At 48.9% G+C, this 542-nt stretch carries 2 protein-coding genes; one reads left to right on the forward strand and one right to left on the reverse strand.

Annotated features, from left to right (window positions below; translation table 11 throughout):
• Positions 1 to 310 (forward strand): hypothetical protein (locus tag INT19_RS13425; RefSeq protein ID WP_226924642.1); only part of this gene is annotated, 310 nt, incomplete at its 5' end.
• 23 nt (positions 311 to 333) lie between these two features.
• Here the strand turns inward: INT19_RS13425 and INT19_RS19515 are convergent.
• On the reverse strand, positions 334 to 542 hold a 209-nt coding region (locus tag INT19_RS19515; RefSeq protein WP_226924644.1), incomplete at its 5' end, for a hypothetical protein.

Below are 542 nucleotides of genomic sequence, written 5' to 3' on the forward strand. Positions count from 1 at the left end.
TAGCGATATGAGCGATACTACAAGGGTCGAAACAAAGCGCGGCGACAACCGCGGATCACCAAAGGAGATTTATATGCAGAGTAAATATTATATGCGGCGGGCAGTGGCACGAGGGATGGCGGATGCGCTGGATCGGATTGGGGCAACCGTGGTCGCGCTCAGCTTGATCGGCACCTTTTTCACCGAGCAAATTAGCTATACCGCTGGAACGGTCGGCGTGATCGCTGGGGTGGTGACCGTGTTATTATGCGTCTATAGTAAAGCTAAGCTAGATGTTGACGCTGGAAAAGAAGAAGGAGAGTTATCATGAGCTATCCCTATTTATTACTGCTTTCACCTGCGGTTATGGCTGTGATTTTGACGCTCTATGTCCGGCACCTGACCAAAACCAAGAAAGCGCACTAAACCCGCCCCGAAAAACCGCCCTTGAATGGGCGGTTTTTTTTGTGCCCAGGCTTTAGGTATACCGTTATTTTCCGAGGGAGTGCGCTTCATTCCTGCATAAATCGTATGATAAACAGTTGACATATTTAGCGATATGA

This window comes from Halomonas sp. 3A7M (genome assembly GCF_014897875.1).
Classification (GTDB): Bacteria; Pseudomonadota; Gammaproteobacteria; order Pseudomonadales; family Halomonadaceae; genus Vreelandella.